This window comes from Nocardioides sp. SRI_004 (assembly GCF_057586415.1).
Window position 1 is genome coordinate 80,794 of record NZ_JBYCZV010000014.1, and the last position, 15,037, is coordinate 95,830.

Here is a 15,037-nt window from a genome sequence, read left to right on the forward strand (position 1 = left end):
GGCACGCCACACTGGGGCCATGCCGAAGTACGTCGCGTTCCTGCGGGCCATCAACCTCGGGGCCAAGCGCAAGTTCCCCAAGGCCGACATCGTCACCGCCACCGAGGCGGCCGGCGGCACGGACGTGGAGACGCACATCAACACCGGCAACGTGCTGCTCACGACGAGCCTGCGCTCGCGGGCGAAGGTCGAGTCGGCGCTGGAGGCGGCCTACGAGGAGCAGGCCGGCTTCGTCGTACCGACCATCGTGTTCGCGCCCGCCGAGCTGGTCGCGATCGCCGACGACGCGCGCGAGCTGACCGGTGCGCGCCCGGACCTGGAGCGGCACTACGTCTACCTGCTCAAGGACGAGCCGGACCCGGCGCTGGCGAGGGCCGTCGAGGAGCGCAGCGACGCGGTCAACGAGGTCGTCGTGCGCGGCCGGGCCGCCCACATCCTGCTCGGGCCGGGCTACGAGGCCGGCGGCGTCGACCCCTACCGGGTGGAGAAGTCGCTGGGGGTCGTGGCCACCAACCGCAACTTCAACGTCGTCACCACGCTCGCCGACAAGTGGTGCTCGTGAACGACGCGAGGCCCTGTGCCACCATGGAGCCGTGACGACTGCCAGCCCGGAGAAGGTCGATCCGGGAGTCCAGAAGGACCTCACCCCGGACGAGATCACGCTGGCGGACACCCCCTGGGTGACGCTGGTGTGGAACGACCCCGTCAACCTGATGTCCTATGTCACCTTCGTCTTCCAGAAGCACTTCGGCTACGGCAAGAAGAAGGCCGAGAAGCTGATGATGGAGGTCCACGAGGACGGACGCTCGGTCGTCAGCAGCGGCAGCCGCGAGGAGATGGAGCGCGACGTTCAGGCGATGCACGAGTACGGGCTCTGGGCGACCCTCTCCAAGGCCGAGTGACCACGGCCGAATGACAACGGCCGAATGACAAGGGACTGTCCGTGACCTCCTCCACGACCGGCTTCGTCCGGCACCGCCGCAGCAAGCGCGCCATCGCGACCTTCTCGGTCTTCGAGGCCGACCTGCTGCGCTCCCTGGCCGCGCAGCTCGTCGAGCTGCTGCACAACGAGTCGGCCGTCGTCGTCACCGAGCGCGACCCGCTCGAGGCGCTCCTCGACTTCTCCGGCCCGACCACCGAGCCCGAGGACCCGGTGCTGCGCCGGCTCTTCCCCAACGCCTACCGCGGCGACGACGAGTCGGCAGCAGAGTTCCGGCGGTTCACCGAGGGCGGCCTGCGCGACGGCAAGGCACGCGCCGCCGGCACCGTCATCGACGTGCTCGAGGAGGCGGGGCTGCCGACCGAGCCGACCGACGAGGACATGGTCATCGACGTCGAGCTCGACGACGAGACCGCCCTGGTCTGGCTGCGCAGCCTCACCGACCTCCGCCTGGCGCTGGGCACCCGGCTGGAGGTCGAGGAGGGCGACGAGGACTACTGGTACTCGCTGCCGGACGAGGATCCCCGTGCGCAGGCCCACCACATCTACGAGTGGCTGGGCTTCCTGCAGGAGACCCTCGTCCGATCGGTGCACTGACCCCAGCGGTCAGGCGGCGGGCTTCACCGCCAGCACCGGGCAGTGCGCCTCGAGGATGATCCGCTGGGCGACGCTGCCGAGCAGCAGCTTGCCGACCGGCGAGCGGTGCCGGATGCCGACCACGATGAGGGTGGCCCGCTCCTCGTCGGCCGCCGCGATCACCGCGTCGGCGACGTCGTCCACCAGGTCGTGGCGTACGACGACCTCCAGCCCCTCCGCGGCGAGCCTCTCCTGCAGCGCGGTGATGTCCGCGTCGTGGGCGAAGCGGTCGTCGACCAGCTTGTTGCCCAGCGTCGCGTTGACCACGACCAGCCGGGTGCGCTCCTTGCGGGCCTGCTCCGCGGCGTGGGTGAGGGCGGCCTCGCCGTAGCGGTCCGCGCTGTAGGCGACCACGATGCTCATCGCTCGACCAGCTCCTTCTCGTTGTCGGTGGGGTTCATCTCCGCGGCTGCGGGCCTGCGGACGCCGCGGACGGCCATCGCGAGGAGCAGGAGCCCCATCACGGCGTACACGACGACGGCGACGGGCTCGCTCCACAGGGTGCTGACGTCGCCCTGCGAGATCTTCAGCGCGGTGGTGAGCTGCTCCTCGAGCTTCGGGCCGAGGATGACGCCGATGAGCAGCGGCAGCACCGGGACCCCGAAGCGGCGCATCGCGAAGCCCAGCAGGCCGATGCCCAGCAGCAGCGCCAGGTCGAAGGCCTGGAAGTTCACGCTGTAAGCGCCAAGCGAGGCGAAGAAGAGGATGCCGGCGTAGAGGTAGGGCCGCGGGATCCGCAGCAGCTTCGCCCAGATCGGGGCCAGCGGCAGGTTGATCAGCAGCAGGAGGCAGTTGGCGACCAGCAGGCTCGCGAGCAGGGCCCAGACTAGGTCGGGGTGCTCGTCCATCAGCGTCGGGCCGGTGTTGAAGCCGTAGCCCTGCAGGGCGACCAGCATGATCGCGGCGGTCGCGGTGGTCGGGAGGCCGAGCGCGAGCAGCGGCACTAGCGTGCCGGCGGCCGATGCGTTGTTGGCGGCCTCCGGGCCGGCGACGCCCTCGATGGCGCCCTTGCCGAACTCCTCCGGGTGCTTCGTCAGCTTCTTCTCCGTCGCGTACGACAGGAAGGTCGGGATCTCCGCGCCACCGGCGGGCAGGGCGCCGAACGGGAAGCCGAAGGCGGTGCCGCGCAGCCACGGCTTCCACGAGCGCCGCCAGTCCTCCTTGCTCATCCAGGGCTGGCCGACGGGGATGATCTCCAGCGGCTTGCGACGCAGGTGGGCCGCGACCCACAGCGCCTCGCCGATCGCGAAGACGGCCACCGCGACCACGACGATGTCGATGCCGTCGGCGAGCAGCGGGTCCCCGAAGGTGAGCCGGGCCTGGCCGGTGTTGGTGCCGACGAGGCCGAGGGTCAGGCCCAGGAAGAGCGCGATGAAGCCGCGCAGCTTCGACGAGCCCAGCACGGCCGTCACGGCGAAGAGTGCGAGCAGCATCAGCGCGAAGTACGACGGAGAGCCGAGCGTGACGACGAGGTCGGCGACGGTCGGGGCGACGATCCACAGCGCGACCGTCGCGATGGTGCCGGCCACGAACGAGCCGATCGCAGCGGTGGCGAGGGCCTGGGCGGCCCGGCCGGCCTTGGCCATCTTGTTGCCCTCGATCGCGGTGATCACCGATGAGGACTCGCCGGGGGTGTTGAGCAGGATCGAGGTCGTCGACCCGCCGTACATGCCGCCGTAGTAGATGCCGGCGAACATGATGATCGCGCTGTCCGCGCCGACCGTGTAGGTGACGGGGAGCAGCAGGGCCAGGGTCATGGCCGGGCCGATGCCGGGCAGCACGCCGACCGCGGTGCCGAGCAGCACGCCGATGGCGGCGAAGAAGAGGTTCTCCGGCGTGAGCGCGGTCTGGAAGCCTTCGAGCAGCAGGTCCATCAGAGGACTCCGTCCAGGATGCCGGCGGGGATCGGGATGCCGAGGCCGACGTAGAAGCCGTACCAGGTGCCGACCGAGAGGGCGGCGCCGACGGCGAGGTCACGGACCCAGGTGCGGCTGCCGAGGGCGAACGCCGACCCGGCGAAGAGCAGGGCGCCGGTGATCGCCCACCCGAGGAGGTCGATCAGCGCGATGTTGACGACGAGCACGCCGGCGAGCAGCGCGACGGTGCGGACGTCGGTGCCCTGGGTGAGGTCGATGTCCTCGCCCTCCTCGGCCTCCGGCCGGTCGCCGCGCGCGGTGGCGATCCCGAGCAGGATGCCGAGGACGACCAAGCCCGCGCCGACGACGTACGGGATGGCGTAGGGCTGGACCGGCTGGTCGGCGAACGCAGGCTCGAGGCTCCAGGCGTCGTACAGGACGTAGCCGCCGACGACGACGAGGAAGCCGGCGAGGCCGTACTGCGCCCTGTCGACGAGGGTGGCCGGCGGGGTGCCCGCCGGTGCTTCGGTGGTGGTGGTCATGCCAGTCCCAGCTCCTTCAGGGTGTCGGCGACGCGGGCGTCCTGCTCGGCGAGGAAGTCCTCGAACTCCTCGCCCGTGGCGAAGTTGTCGGTCCAGCCGTTGGCGGCCAGCGCTTGCTTCCACTCCTCGGTGGTGTGCATCTTCTTGAGCAGGCCGGTGAGGTAGTCCCGCTGCTCCTCGGAGATGCCGGGCGGCGCGAGGACACCGCGCCAGTTGGTGAAGACGAGGTCGACGCCGGACTCGGTCAGCGTCGGGGCGTCGACGGTGTCGAGCCGCTCCTCGCCGGAGACCGCGAGGACGCGCAGCTTGCCGTCCTTGATCTGGTCCTCGAACTCGCCCAGTCCGGACATGCCGACGTCGATCTTGGCGCCGAGGAGCGCGGTCGTGAGCGGGCCGCCGCCGTCGTACGAGATGTAGTTGACCTTCTTCGGGTCGACGCCGATGGTGTCGGCGAGCTGCATCGGGAAGAGGTGGTCGGGGCCGCCGTTGCCGGAGCCGCCGCCGACGGTGAGACCGGCCGGGTCCTTCTTCCACGCGGCGACGAGGTCGTCGAGCGTCTCGAAGGGGGAGTCGGCGGGCACGAGGATGCCCTCCTGCTCCTCGACCAGCCGGGCGATCGGGGTCATCTTCAGCGGCTTGGCCTCGGACTTGTTGGTGTAGACCGCGCCCACGACGCCCAGGCCCATCAGCATCATCAGGTCGTCCGCGCCCTCCTCGTTGAGGAGGCGCTGCATGGCGACGGTGCCGCTCGCGCCCTGGACGTTGGTGATCTTGAAGCGGCCGGTCAGGTCGTTGTCCTGCATCGCCCGCGCAGCGGCGCGGCCGGTGAGGTCGTAGCCGCCGCCGACGCTGTTGGGGATCATCATCCGCAGCCGCCGGTTGTTCGGGTCGTCCGAGCCCCGGGTGACGCCGCAGCCACTGGCCAGGGCGAGGAGCGCGAGCGCGGCGATGAGAGCGACGAGGGTCCGCCCCGCGAAGGGGCGCCTCGCTCGGCTCGGGTGCATGGGAACCTCCGTGCGGGTTGGGTCGTGACCGTCGTCACGTGCGATCCGTGCCAGCATGTCCACCGGGTGTGGCGGCCGTCACGCTTGCGGACGCAAAGGAGGTTGTGGTCGTTGTGGTCGCGCGCCTCCTGAGGTGGCGGAGCGGCGAGCTGACGCTCGCCGCCAAGGTCCTCCTGCTCCAGCTCGTCGTGATCGTGGTGCTCCTCGTCGCGGTCGGCGTGCTGAGCATCCGCCAGTCCAACGCCGACTTCGCCGAGGAACGCGGCGACCAGATGGCCTCGGTCGCCGAGTACGTCGCCGTGCAGGACCTCGTGCGGACCCGGCTCGAGGAGGTGCGTGACGGCGCGGAGCGCTGGCAGGTGGCGGCCGACCTGACGTCGTACGCCGAGCGGGGGGTGCGCCTGTCGGGCGCCACCGACGTGCTGGTCCTCGGTCCGGACGGCACCGTCCTCGCCGCGACCGACGCGAGCCGCGTGGGGGAGCGGGCCGACCTCGGTGGGGGCGAGGTGCGCAACGGTCGCAGCGGCACGGCCGACGTCGAGCCGGGCGGCGAGCGCCGGGTGGCGGCGTACGCGCCGGTCATCTCGGACGCCCGCGGCGACAACGGCGCGGTGGGTGCGGTCGTCGCCGAGGTGGCCTACCCGTCCGTGGCCGACCAGCTCTCCGAGGCGGCCCCGGAGCTGGGGCTGTTCCTGGGGCTCGGCGCGGTTCTCGGCCTCGCCGGCACGTGGGTCGTCTCCCGCGTCGTACGACGCTCGACGCGGGGCCTCGGCACGACCGAGCTCGCCAACCTGGCCGACCAGCGCGAGGCGCTCCTGCACGCGATCCGCGAGGGTGTCGTGGGGGTCGGCACCGACGGCCGGGTCACGGTCATGAACGACGCCGCCCGCGCCACGCTGGGCCTCGAGGACGCCCCCGACCCGGTCGGCCGGCCCGTCGACGCGCTCGGCCTCGACCCGCACGTGGTCGCGCTCCTGACCGGCGAGGGCGGTGCGGACGCCCGTGACGCGCTGGCCCTCGTCGGCCACCGGGTCGTCGTCTTCAACAGGGGGAGGGCCTCGACCGGCGGGCGCGGCATCGGCACGGTCACCACCCTGCGCGACCGCACCGAGCTGGTCTCGCTGCAGAGCCAGCTGAGCTCCAACCTGTCGATCACCGACACGCTGCGCGCGCAGACCCACGAGTTCGACAACCGCCTCCACACGATCTCCGGGCTGGTCCAGCTCGGTGAGTACGACGAGGTGGCGACCCTGGTCGGCACCCTCACCCGGCACCGGGCGGAGGTGGGGGAGCACGTCGCGAAGCGCCTCGCCGACCCCGCCGTCGCCGCGCTCGTCGTCGCCAAGCACGCGGTCGCCGAGGAGCGCGGCGTCACCCTCGAGCTCGACCCCGGGTCCCGCCTGCCCGCGCTCGCGCCCGACCTCGCCGCCGACCTGACGACCGTCGTCGGCAACCTCGTCGACAACGCCGTCGACGCGTCGGCCGGCGGGGCCGAGCCGGCCGTGGAGCTGTGGATCCACGCCGACGACGACGCCGTCCACGTCCGGGTCCGCGACAACGGCCCGGGCGTCCCGGCCGACCTGCGCGACGCGGTGTTCGTGCGCGGCTGGTCGACGAAGGGGGAGGTGCTCGGCGGGCGCGGGATCGGCCTGCCGCTCGTCCGGCTGATCTGCACCCAGCGCGGTGGCGAGGTCGTCGTCGATGACGCCGAGGCGGACGGCGGCGGGGGCGCCGAGTTCCGGGTGGTGCTGCCCGTCGGCGGCGCGGTCCGTCAGGATGGGCGACCGTGAGCAGCCCCGACCTCCGCGTCCTCGTCGTCGACGACGACTTCATGGTCGCCCGGATCCACGGCCGCTTCGTCGAGCAGACCGACGGCTTCGAGGTCGTCGGCACCGCCCGGACCGGCGCCGAGGCGCTCGAGCTCGTCGACTCCCTGCACCCCGACCTGCTGCTGCTCGACGTGCACCTGCCCGACCTGTCCGGCCTGGAGGTCCTCGAGCAGCTGCGCGGGCGCGGCCAGGACGTCGCCGTCGTGATGGTGACCGCCGAGCGCGGCGCCGCCGCCGTCCGCTCCGCGCTGCACGGCGGCGCGTTGCAGTACCTCGTCAAGCCCTTCGAGTACGACGACCTGGCCGACCGCCTGCGCCGGGTCGCGGTGACCCTGGCCAGCCTGGCCGACGAGGTGGACCAGGCCACGATCGACCAGGCCTTCGGCACGGGCCGGCCGGTCGACGTACCCGCTGTGCTGCCGAAGGGGCTGAGCCCGGAGACCGCGGACCTCGTGCTCGAGGCGGCGCGCGGGACCGGCGAGATCTCGGCGTCGGAGGCCGCCGAGGCGGTCGGCCTGTCGCGGGTCACGGCCCGGCGCTATCTCGAGCACTTCGTCGACACCGGCGCGGCCGAGGTCCGGTTGCAGTACGGGGGGACTGGACGTCCCGAACGGCGGTACCGGGTGGTCAGGTGAGCCGACAGCGGGCTTAGGCTTGCCTGAGCAGGCCCGCCGATGCCCAGGGAGCACCCCATGACTGCGATCGACGACCGTCCCGAGCCGACAGTGCGCGCCACGATGAGCGGCGACCACCAGTCGTGGGCCGAACGGTTCGCGCTCGCGCTCTTCATCGCGGTGCCCTTCATCGCCTTCGTCGCGGCCATCCCGGTGGCGTGGGGCGGCTGGCTCGGCTGGAGCGACATCGTCATCACCTTCGTGATGTACGCGCTGACCCTGCACGGCGTCACCGTCGGCTACCACCGGCTCTTCACCCACAAGTCCTTCAAGCCCAACCGGGCCGTCAAGATCACCTTCGCGATCCTCGGCTCGATGGCGGTCGAGGGCCCGGTGATCCGCTGGGTCGCCGACCACCGCAAGCACCACAAGTACTCCGACAAGGACGGCGACCCGCACTCGCCGTGGCGCTACGGCAACAGCCTGCGCGGGCTCACCAAGGGCTTCGTCTGGGCCCACGTCGGCTGGCTGTTCGACCCCGAGCAGACCCCGATCGAGAAGTACGCCCCCGACCTCGCCAAGGACCGCGACCTGGTCCGGATCTCGCGCACCTTCTGGGTCTGGGTGCTGACCTCGATCTTCCTGCCGCCGGTGCTCGGTGCGCTGCTGACCTGGTCGTGGCAGGGCGCGCTCACCGCCTTCTTCTGGGGCACGGTCGTGCGCATCGGCCTGATCCACCACGTCACCTGGTCGATCAACTCGATCTGCCACACGCTGGGGGAGCGGCCCTTCGCCTCGCGTGACTTCTCCGGAAACGTGTGGTGGCTGGCCATCCCGTCCGGCGGCGAGTCGTGGCACAACCTGCACCACGCCGACCCGACCTCGGCCCGCCACGGCGTCAAGCGCTTCCAGCTCGACACCTCCGCCCGGGTGATCTGGGTGCTGGAGAAGCTCGGCTGGGTCCGCGACGTCCGCTGGCCCACGCCCGAGCGGATCCGCGCGAAGTCGGTCAGCCCCGCCGCCTGAGGCCTCCCCACCGTCCCGCGCACCGGCCCGATTCCGGCGCGGCGGCCCCGACGCAATACGCTGGAGCGCGTGTTGCGGATCGGTCAGGCGACGTACGACGCCCTCGTGGAGCACGCCAAGCGGGACCACCCGGTGGAGGCGTGCGGCATGGTCGTGGGCCCGATCGGCAGCGACCGGCCCGAGCGGCACATCGAGATGGTGAACGCCGCGGGCAGCCCGACGTTCTACGAGTACGACTCGACGGACCTCCTCCAGCTCTACAAGGAGATGGACGACCGCGACGAGGAGCCGGTGGTGATCTACCACTCGCACTCCGCGACCGAGGCCTATCCGAGCGTCACCGACATCAACCTCGCCGGCGAGCCGGGCGCGCACTACGTGCTCGTCAGCACGCGTGAGCACGGGAATAACCCGGGCCCGGTGGAGTTCAGGTCCTACAGAATCATCGACGGCGTCGTGACCGAGGAAGAGGTCACCGTCATCCCAGAGGAGAGCAGCTGACATGGCCATCGAGGTCCGGATCCCGACCATCCTGCGCACCTACACCGGTGGCGAGAAGGCCGTCGACGCCGACGGCGCGACGCTGAGCGCCCTCATCGACTCCCTCGACGCCAACCACCCCGGCATCAAGGACCGCCTGGTGGAGGACAAGGGCAACGGCGTCGAGCTGCGCCGCTTCGTCAACGTCTACATCAACGACGAGGACGTCCGCTTCATCGGCAGCCTCGAGGCCGAGCTGTCCGACGGCGACCAGGTCGTCATCCTGCCGGCCGTCGCCGGCGGCGCCCGCTGAGCCGATGGTGCGTTACGACAGTCTCCTGACCTCGGTCGGCAGCACGCCGCTCGTGGGGCTGCCGCGACTGTCGGCACCGTTCAACTCCCCGGGCGCACCGGAGGTGCGGATCTGGGCCAAGCTCGAGGACCGCAACCCGACCGGCTCGATCAAGGACCGCCCCGCCCTGAAGATGATCGAGGAGGCGGAGAAGGACGGCACGCTCCGTCCCGGCTGCACGATCCTCGAACCGACGTCCGGCAACACCGGCATCTCGATCGCGATGGCGGCCAAGCTCAAGGGCTACCGCACGGTCTTCGTGATGCCCGAGAACACCTCCGAGGAGCGGCGTCAGCTGCTGCGGATGTGGGGCGCCGAGATCGTCTCCTCGCCCGCAGCCGGCGGCTCCAACGAGGCCGTGCGCGTCGCGAAGCAGATCGCCGCCGAGCACCCCGACTGGGTGATGCTCTACCAGTACGGCAACGCGGCCAACGCGCTCGCGCACGAGGAGGGCACCGGGCCCGAGATCCTCGCCGACCTGCCGTCGATCACCCACTTCGTCGCGGGCCTGGGCACGACCGGCACGCTGATGGGCGTCTCCCGCTTCTTCCGCGGCGCGAAGCCGGACGTGCGCATCGTCGCCGCCGAGCCGCGCTACGGCGAGCTCGTCTACGGCCTGCGCAACCTCGACGAGGGCTTCGTGCCCGAGCTGTACGACGCCGAGCTGATCGACAGCCGCTTCTCGGTCGGCCCCCGCGACGCCGTACGCCGCGTCCGCGAGCTGCTCGAGCTCGAGGGCATCTTCGCCGGCATCTCGACGGGCGCGATCCTGCACGCGGCGCTGGGCCAGGCCGCCAAGGCGGTCAAGGCCGGCGAGTCCGCCGACATTGCCTTCGTGGTCGCCGACGGTGGCTGGAAGTACCTCTCCACCGGCGCCTACGAGGGCACCATCGACGAGGCCGAGGACCGGCTCGAGGGCCAGCTCTGGGCGTGAGGCCCCTCCTCGTGGCTCCTCGTGGCTACTCGTGCCAGGTGAGCCGCTGGGCCTTGTTCCACAGGCTGCCCGGCACCGGCCCGAGGCCGAGCACCCGCGTCGCGAGGTTGGCCAGGTCGCCGTTGCGGATCGGCTGGACGCCGGTGAACAGCGGGCGGGTCATCCCCGGGTCGCGGAAGTACGTCGGGTTCAGCTGGTAGAGGTTGCCGTGGTCGACGCCGCGACCCCACACGACGAAGGGGATGCGGTAGTTGTCGTAGCGCGTCGCGACGTCGTGGCCCGTCGTACCCGGTGTGCCGCCGTGGTCGGCGGTGAGGATCACGAAGGTCGTGCGGCGCAGCGTCGTGTTGCCCCGGATCGTCGCGAGGATCTGCCCGACGAGCTGGTCGAGGCGGACGACGGCGTTGAGGTAGGCCGTGCTCATCCACCCGCTCGCGTGGCCCACCTGGTCGGCGAGGCCGAGGTGCAGGAAGGCGAACGAGCGCCGGTTGGCGACGATGTCCTGGCGGAAGATCGTGGTCAGCGCGGTGTCGTCCTCCTCGCGGATGACGGTGCGGTCGACGGCGGCCGGCCAGGACCGGGTGAAGAGCGAGAACTTCGTCTTCGTGGAGAAGAGCGACGTGCGCCCGCCGGCGGCGTGGACGGCGCGGAACACCGAGGACACGTCGTGGCCGGCGGCCTGCTGGACCGTCGTACCGGCCCGGTCGGTGTTCCAGGTGACGCCGTGCCCACCGTGGTCCGCGTCGATGCGACGTCCGGTGACCATGCTCGTGTGGTTGGGCAGGGTCACCGTCATCTCGACCTGGGCCCGCGCGTTCAGGGTGAAGGCGCCCTCCGCGAGCATCCGGTAGAGGTTCGGCAGGCGGGTGCGCCCCAGCTGCGTGATCGCCTTCGGGTTGAGGCCGTCGAGCGAGATCGCGACGACCCGCGTGTCGGTGATCGCCGCCACCTGGGCGAGCTGGGGCCGCTCGTGCGCCGCCTGCGGCGAGCCGGAGCAGGCCGCGAGGAGGGGCAGGAGGAGCGCGAGGACGAGGGCGGGGACGATGGCGGCGAGTCGCCCGAGCCGGCTACCGGAGGTCACGCGACCACGCTAGGACATCCGCGGGCGTGACGCCCGCCATGACGTGATCTGGGTCCCGGAATGCCGACCGCGCGGGTACCGACGCCGTAGTCTGGGCGGGTGCGGCACCTGGACCACCCCGACGCTGGCGTCCCCCTCGACGTCGATGCCCCCATCGGGATCTTCGACTCCGGGTTCGGTGGGCTCACCGTCGCGCGGTCCGTGATCGACCAGCTGCCGCACGAGTCGATCACCTACGTCGGCGACACGGCGCGCCAGCCCTACGGCCCCAAGCCGATCGGCGAGGTCCGCGAGTACGCCCTCGAGTGCCTCGACCACCTCGTCGAGCAGGGCGTCAAGGCCCTCGTCATCGCCTGCAACTCCGCGTCGGCCGCGATGCTGCGCGACGCCCGGGAGCGGTACGACGTCCCGGTGGTCGAGGTGATCTACCCCGCCACCCGGCGCGCCGTGGCCGCGAGCCGCAACAACCGGATCGGTGTCATCTGCACGCGCTCCACCGCCGAGTCGATGGCCTACGACGACGCCTTCGCCGCGGCGCCCCAGATCTCCCTCGCGACCCGCGCCTGCCCGCGCTTCGTCGACTTCGTCGAGGCCGGCGTCACCGGTGGTGACGAGCTGATCGCCGTCGCACATGAATACCTCGACCCGCTGAGCGAGCTCGGCGTCGACACCCTGATCCTCGGCTGCACCCACTACCCGCTCCTCACCGGTGTCATCTCCTACGTCATGGGCGACGAGGTGACCCTGGTGAGCAGTGCCGAGGAGTGCGCGAAGGACGTCTACCGGATGCTCGCCGACACCGGCCTGATGCGGCCGGGCGGCGATCCGTCGTACACCTTCGCGACCACGGGCTCCCCGGCGGAGTTCGAGACGATCGGGCGCCGGTTCCTCGGCCCCGAGCTGGTGGCGGCCGGACAGTTCGCAGGGGGACTCGCATGAGTGAAGACGTGGCACCGGAGACGACCCGGCTCCGGCTCGCGGCCCAGCCCGACGACCACCAGGTCAAGGTGACCGTCGTCGGCTGCTCGGGCTCCTACCCGGGCCCGGACTCGCCCGCGAGCTGCTACCTGGTCCAGGCGACCGACGCGCTGCGCACCTGGAGCCTGGTGCTCGACATGGGCAACGGGGCGCTCGGCGTGCTGCAGCGCTATGTCGACCCGCTGCAGGTCGATGCCGTCTTCATCAGCCACCTGCACGCCGACCACTGCGTCGACATGACCAGCTACTACGTCCTGCGCAAGTACCACCCCACCGGCACCCAGCCGCGGATCCCCGTCTGGGGCCCGAAGGGCACCGCGAAGCGGCTCGCGAAGGCCTACGACCTGCCGCGCAAGCCGGGCATGCGCGAGGAGTTCTCCTTCCGGGTCTACGACAAGCCGATCACGATCGGCCCGTTCACCGTCGAGCCGTTCGAGGTCGACCACCCGGTCCCGGCGTACGGCCTGCGCGTCAGCGCCTTCGGCAAGGTGCTCGCCTACAGCGGCGACACCGGTCCGACCGCCGCGCTCGACTCGATCGCGGCGGACGCCGACCTCTTCCTGTGCGAGGCGTCCTTCCGCTCCTGCGACGACAACCCGCCCCACCTGCACCTCACCGGCGAGGAGGCCGGCGAGGTCGCGACCAGGGCCGGCGTCAAGCGCCTCGTCGTCACCCACGTGCCGCCGTGGCACGACGCGCAGACGATGCTCGCCGAGGCCAACAAGACCTACGACGGCCCGACCGAGCTCGCCGCGATGGGCGCCGTCTACGAGCTGTAGCTGCCGTCGACCGGGTGGCCGGCATCGCGGATGGTGAGCGCGATCTGCACCCGATTGGTCGTCTCCAGCTTCTCGAAGAGCCGCGACACGTGGCCCTTCACCGTCGGCACCGACAGGTGCAGCTCGCGGGCGATCTCCGCGTTGGACAGGCCCCGGCCGACGGCGGTCGCGACCTCGAGCTCGCGCTCGGTGAGCCGCTCCAGCCGGCGCTGCGCCTCGGCGGCCCGGCCGCTGCCGGAGTCGGTGCGGACCCGCTCGATGAGCGTGCGCGTCACCGACGGCGAGAGCATCGGGTCGCCGTCGGCGACCTTGCGGATCGCGGCGACGATCTCGCCCGGCGGCGTGTCCTTCAGCAGGAACCCGTCGGCTCCGGCGGCGAGTGCCCCGACCACGTAGTCGTCCGCGTCGAAGGTGGTCAGCACGATGACCCGCGGCGGGCGCGGCTCGGCGTGCAGCTGGCGGGTCGCGGCGAGCCCGTCGAGCACCGGCATCCGGATGTCCATCAGGACGACGTCGGGGCGCAGCTCGCGCGCCAGCGCGACGCCCGCGCGCCCGTCGGCCGCCTCACCCACCACCGCGATGTCGGGCTGCCCGCCGAGCATCAGCGCCAGCGCCGAGCGCACCAGCGGGTCGTCGTCGACGACGAGGACCCCGGTCACGTCACTCATTCCGGCTCACCTGTCGGCCTCCCGCCCGTCTCGTCGGAGGACCACGGTAGCCACGCCCGCAGCACGAACGACCCCTGCGCGGGGCCGCCCGGCGACTGCTCCTCGACCCCGTGGGCCAGCCAGCCGCCGCGCAGCTCGGCGCGCTCGGCCAGGCCGACCAGGCCCAGGCCGGCGCCCGGCGTCCGGGTCGGGCCGAAGCCCAGCGCGTTGCGCAGCACGACGTCGACCCCCTCCGTCGGCGAGCCGCCGACCTCGACCCGCAGCGTGGCCGCGGGCGCGTGCTTCGTCGCGTTGGTGATGCCCTCCTGCACGATCCGGAAGACGGTGCGGCCCACCGCCGCGGGCGGCGGATCGTGGCCGGCCAGCCGGTCGTCGTACTCGATGACGGCGCCGGCGGCGCGGGCGTCCGCGACCAGGCGGCCGAGGTCGTCGTACGTCGGCTGGGGGCCCGTCAACGGAGCGGCTGCCTCGTCGTCGCGCAGCACGCCCAGCACCTCGCGCAGGTCGGTGAGCGCCTCGTGCGCCTTGTCCTGGATGACGGCGAGGCTGCTGCGCATCTCGTCGGCGGACAGGTCGTCGCGGAAGGTGAGGGCCCCGGCGTGCATCGAGATCTGGGAGATCCGATGGGCGAGCACGTCGTGCATCTCCCGGGCGATCCGGGCGCGCTCGGTGGAGCGGGCCTGGCTGGCCCGCAGGTCGCGCTCGGCCTCGGCGGTCTCCGCGCGCTGGCGCAGGGTCCACAGCAGCTCGCGGCGCGAGCCGATGAACATGCCCCACGCGGTGATCGCCAGCACCACGGCGACGGTGACGGCGAGGTTGAGCCACCAGGGGTCGACCGAGTCGGCGTCGCTGGGCTGGACGGCGTAGTAGACGAGGCTGAACACGACGTTGAGCACGCCGACGGTGATCACCTGCCACCAGCGCCGCCGGGTCGCGAGCGACACCGTGGCGAGGGCCGCCGGTCCCGCCGAGAGCGAGCTGAGCGGAGCCATCAGGATCGTGACCACGGCGATCGCGAACGGCCAGCGACGCCGGAAGGCGACGAGCACGAACGCCAGCAGGCCGACGAGGAGGTCGGTCCAGAACAGCAGCGGGTGCCGGTCGAGCTGGGCATCCATCACGGGTGACCAGACGAGGAGGCCCAGCGCGAGCGCCAGCGCGTAGCGCCACAGGTGCCCGTACCAGCGCAGCCGCGGCTGGTACTCCTCGGGCACGGGCTGGTCCATGGGTCGAGCCTAGGGTCCCGACGGCGGGTGGGGGAGCGTCCCCGGGACGTCGTGCCCCCTACTTAGGTCGGGGTGGGTTCGGGCCGCGGGTC

Annotated in this window: 18 protein-coding genes; 11 read left to right on the top strand and 7 right to left on the bottom strand. The window is 71.8% G+C overall.

Annotated features, from left to right (window positions below; genetic code table 11):
- Positions 1–19: 19 nt before the first annotated feature.
- The 3 genes from AC2YHB_RS18665 to AC2YHB_RS18675 are packed head-to-tail and all read left to right on the top strand — an operon-like array spanning position 20 to position 1,537.
- Entirely contained in the window at positions 20–562 is a 543-nt protein-coding gene (locus AC2YHB_RS18665) for a DUF1697 domain-containing protein (RefSeq protein ID WP_179650199.1), read from the top strand.
- Between the two features lie 31 nt (positions 563–593).
- A complete protein-coding gene (gene clpS, locus AC2YHB_RS18670; RefSeq protein ID WP_036540746.1) occupies positions 594–902 on the top strand; it encodes an ATP-dependent Clp protease adapter ClpS in 309 nt (102 codons plus the stop codon).
- A gap of 41 nt (positions 903–943) precedes the next feature.
- The gene (locus AC2YHB_RS18675; RefSeq protein ID WP_036540748.1) at positions 944–1,537 is read left to right on the top strand and encodes a DUF2017 domain-containing protein; all 594 of its coding nucleotides are present in this window, start codon (positions 944–946) and stop codon (positions 1,535–1,537) included.
- Positions 1,538–1,546: 9 nt separating this feature from the next.
- On the opposite strand, the gene AC2YHB_RS18680 is transcribed toward AC2YHB_RS18675, so the two are convergent.
- From AC2YHB_RS18680 to AC2YHB_RS18695, 4 genes are read right to left on the bottom strand one after another with little or no spacing between them, the layout of a single operon-like run.
- Positions 1,547–1,939: a universal stress protein gene (locus AC2YHB_RS18680; protein ID WP_487354466.1), complete on the bottom strand. Its 393-nt coding sequence runs from the start codon at positions 1,937–1,939 to the stop codon at positions 1,547–1,549.
- A complete protein-coding gene (locus AC2YHB_RS18685; protein WP_487354467.1) occupies positions 1,936–3,450 on the bottom strand; it encodes a tripartite tricarboxylate transporter permease in 1,515 nt (504 codons plus the stop codon). Before AC2YHB_RS18685 ends, AC2YHB_RS18680 begins: the two co-directional genes overlap by 4 nt.
- Positions 3,450–3,974: a tripartite tricarboxylate transporter TctB family protein gene (locus AC2YHB_RS18690; protein WP_179650205.1), complete on the bottom strand. Its 525-nt coding sequence runs from the start codon at positions 3,972–3,974 to the stop codon at positions 3,450–3,452. The genes AC2YHB_RS18685 and AC2YHB_RS18690 overlap by 1 nt, the downstream gene beginning before the upstream one ends.
- Positions 3,971–4,978, bottom strand: coding sequence for a Bug family tripartite tricarboxylate transporter substrate binding protein (locus AC2YHB_RS18695; protein WP_487354468.1), 1,008 nt, complete (start codon positions 4,976–4,978; stop codon positions 3,971–3,973). Before AC2YHB_RS18695 ends, AC2YHB_RS18690 begins: the two co-directional genes overlap by 4 nt.
- Before the next feature lie 113 nt (positions 4,979–5,091).
- On the opposite strand from AC2YHB_RS18695, the gene AC2YHB_RS18700 reads away from it, so the two are divergent.
- The 6 genes from AC2YHB_RS18700 to AC2YHB_RS18725 all read left to right on the top strand — a co-directional run bounded on the left by AC2YHB_RS18700 (position 5,092) and on the right by AC2YHB_RS18725 (position 10,213).
- Positions 5,092–6,768, top strand: coding sequence for a sensor histidine kinase (locus tag AC2YHB_RS18700; protein WP_207009665.1), 1,677 nt, complete (start codon positions 5,092–5,094; stop codon positions 6,766–6,768).
- The gene (locus tag AC2YHB_RS18705; protein WP_242530549.1) at positions 6,765–7,442 is read left to right on the top strand and encodes a response regulator; all 678 of its coding nucleotides are present in this window, start codon (positions 6,765–6,767) and stop codon (positions 7,440–7,442) included. Before AC2YHB_RS18700 ends, AC2YHB_RS18705 begins: the two co-directional genes overlap by 4 nt.
- Before the next feature lie 57 nt (positions 7,443–7,499).
- Complete coding sequence (locus tag AC2YHB_RS18710) at positions 7,500–8,447, top strand: acyl-CoA desaturase (protein ID WP_242530550.1); 948 nt, start codon at positions 7,500–7,502, stop codon at positions 8,445–8,447.
- 69 nt (positions 8,448–8,516) lie between these two features.
- Positions 8,517–8,948: a M67 family metallopeptidase gene (locus AC2YHB_RS18715; RefSeq protein WP_036540757.1), complete on the top strand. Its 432-nt coding sequence runs from the start codon at positions 8,517–8,519 to the stop codon at positions 8,946–8,948.
- A gap of 1 nt (position 8,949) precedes the next feature.
- Positions 8,950–9,240: a MoaD/ThiS family protein gene (locus AC2YHB_RS18720; protein WP_036540760.1), complete on the top strand. Its 291-nt coding sequence runs from the start codon at positions 8,950–8,952 to the stop codon at positions 9,238–9,240.
- Positions 9,241–9,247: 7 nt separating this feature from the next.
- The gene (locus AC2YHB_RS18725; protein WP_487354488.1) at positions 9,248–10,213 is read left to right on the top strand and encodes a PLP-dependent cysteine synthase family protein; all 966 of its coding nucleotides are present in this window, start codon (positions 9,248–9,250) and stop codon (positions 10,211–10,213) included.
- A gap of 25 nt (positions 10,214–10,238) precedes the next feature.
- Here the strand turns inward: AC2YHB_RS18725 and AC2YHB_RS18730 are convergent, their stop codons facing one another.
- Entirely contained in the window at positions 10,239–11,294 is a 1,056-nt protein-coding gene (locus tag AC2YHB_RS18730) for an alkaline phosphatase family protein (protein WP_487354469.1), read from the bottom strand.
- A 108-nt stretch (positions 11,295–11,402) separates the two neighbouring features.
- On the opposite strand from AC2YHB_RS18730, the gene murI reads away from it, so the two are divergent.
- Together murI and AC2YHB_RS18740 are read left to right on the top strand one after the other, a co-directional pair.
- Positions 11,403–12,233 carry a glutamate racemase gene (gene murI, locus AC2YHB_RS18735; RefSeq protein ID WP_036541086.1) on the top strand — a complete coding sequence of 277 codons (831 nt, stop codon included), beginning with the start codon at positions 11,403–11,405 and terminating at the stop codon, positions 12,231–12,233.
- A complete protein-coding gene (locus tag AC2YHB_RS18740; RefSeq protein WP_179650215.1) occupies positions 12,230–13,051 on the top strand; it encodes an MBL fold metallo-hydrolase in 822 nt (273 codons plus the stop codon). The genes murI and AC2YHB_RS18740 overlap by 4 nt, the downstream gene beginning before the upstream one ends.
- Here AC2YHB_RS18740 and AC2YHB_RS18745 read toward each other — a convergent pair.
- Both AC2YHB_RS18745 and AC2YHB_RS18750 read right to left on the bottom strand, forming a co-directional pair.
- The gene (locus AC2YHB_RS18745) at positions 13,039–13,719 is read right to left on the bottom strand and encodes a response regulator (protein WP_487354470.1); all 681 of its coding nucleotides are present in this window, start codon (positions 13,717–13,719) and stop codon (positions 13,039–13,041) included. The two genes, AC2YHB_RS18740 and AC2YHB_RS18745, sit on opposite strands and share 13 nt — an antisense overlap.
- The gene (locus tag AC2YHB_RS18750; protein ID WP_487354471.1) at positions 13,716–14,945 is read right to left on the bottom strand and encodes a sensor histidine kinase; all 1,230 of its coding nucleotides are present in this window, start codon (positions 14,943–14,945) and stop codon (positions 13,716–13,718) included. The genes AC2YHB_RS18745 and AC2YHB_RS18750 overlap by 4 nt, the downstream gene beginning before the upstream one ends.
- Positions 14,946–15,037: the final 92 nt, after the last annotated feature.